The 1,349-nt window shown below is 72.9% G+C and carries 1 pseudogene; it reads right to left on the reverse strand.

Going from position 1 to position 1,349, the window contains the following annotated elements:
• Positions 1 to 83 precede the first annotated feature (83 nt).
• Positions 84 to 1,349: pseudogene (locus tag B8460_RS22450) on the reverse strand (hypothetical protein); the annotation flags it as partial.

Consider the following 1,349-nt stretch of genomic DNA (forward strand, 5'->3'; position numbering starts at 1 on the left):
GCGCCCGCGCCGTCACCCGCCCCGTCACCCGCCGCGCCGCAGCCGTCGAACTAGGGGGGCGTTGCGGCGGCCGATGGGCGCGATCAGGCGGCGAGGGCGGCGAGGAATATCTTGACCTCGGCCGGCGCATCCGCCGCCAGCATCGACCGGACGAGGTTGCGCCCGAGGACGCGGTAGCTCTCGAACTGCGACTCGGTGAAGAACTGGTTCCTCGTCGCATCGAACGGAAAGGCGGGGTCGAGCCGCCGGTAGGCGAGGCAGTCGACGGCGACATCGGCGGGCAGCGTCGGCTTGACATACAGCAGCCGTCCACGCGCGCCGTTCGGATAGGCGATCGTCGCGAGCCCCCACGGCCGGTCGGGCGCGAGCGGCACGTCGAAGGCGATGTCCGTTGCGAAGTCGATGCGTATCCGCCGGACCGCCGCGCCGAGGTCGAAGTAGTCGTAGTTCGGGTCCGCGTCGGCATCGATGGCGACGATGAGGCGGCAGCACCGCCGTATCATCTCGTAGATGCCGAGATTGTCGAAATGCCCGCCGTCCGACAGGTAGACGGTCGTCCGCGTCGCGTCGGCGCGCAGCAGCATCTCGTTGATCAGCGCGATCAGCGCGTTGCGCGGCCGGCTGCGCGCGAGCGCCGCACCGCGCAGACGGGCCGGATTGGGCAGCCATGCGCCCAGGCGCACGTCGAACAGCGTCATCAGGAACGCTGTCGCCGGGGAGGACGCATAGCCGCGGTTCGGGCTGACGGCGGCGCCGGAGATCGTCATGGCGGTCGCCAGCGACACGCCCTCGTGCAGGGGGCCGCCCCAGTCGCCGGTCGCGGCGTATTGCCGCCCGCGCGCCAGGCTCTCCGATCCGCAGCGGCACGGCGTGAAGATCCAGGGTGCCGCCTTGCGCTCCGCCGCGCTGTCGGCGATGGCGCCTGAGGCGGTCAGGTTGAGGGCCGCGCCGATCACCGGAAACAGCCGCACCGGCGACGGGCCGAGACGCAGGCCGGCGAGCGGCATGTTGTCGTCCTCGGCAAACCCGGTGAAGCCGTCGGGGCGGCGGGTCGATCCCGGCTCCCCCTGTCGCGCGGAGCCGAGGAAGGCGCGCGACAGCCGGTTCCGGTAGGTGCCGTGCATCGAGAACCGGTTCACGTCGATCAGCCGCCCGAGCACGAGCGCGATGCCGCCCGCCGCCGCGATCAGGGCGGCCCGGATCAGCACGCCGTCGCCGAGCCCGGCCGTGATCGCGCCGGCCGCGACCGCGAGGGCGACGAACAGCGCCGCCCCGGCGACGAAGGTCCCCGCCGTGACCAGCCGGCCGACCGACAGCAGCCGCGCATCCGCGATCCCGGAGGTGCCGCG

It is taken from the genome of Acidisphaera rubrifaciens HS-AP3, from assembly GCF_000964365.1.
In the GTDB taxonomy this organism is placed as follows: Bacteria; Pseudomonadota; Alphaproteobacteria; order Acetobacterales; family Acetobacteraceae; genus Acidisphaera; species Acidisphaera rubrifaciens.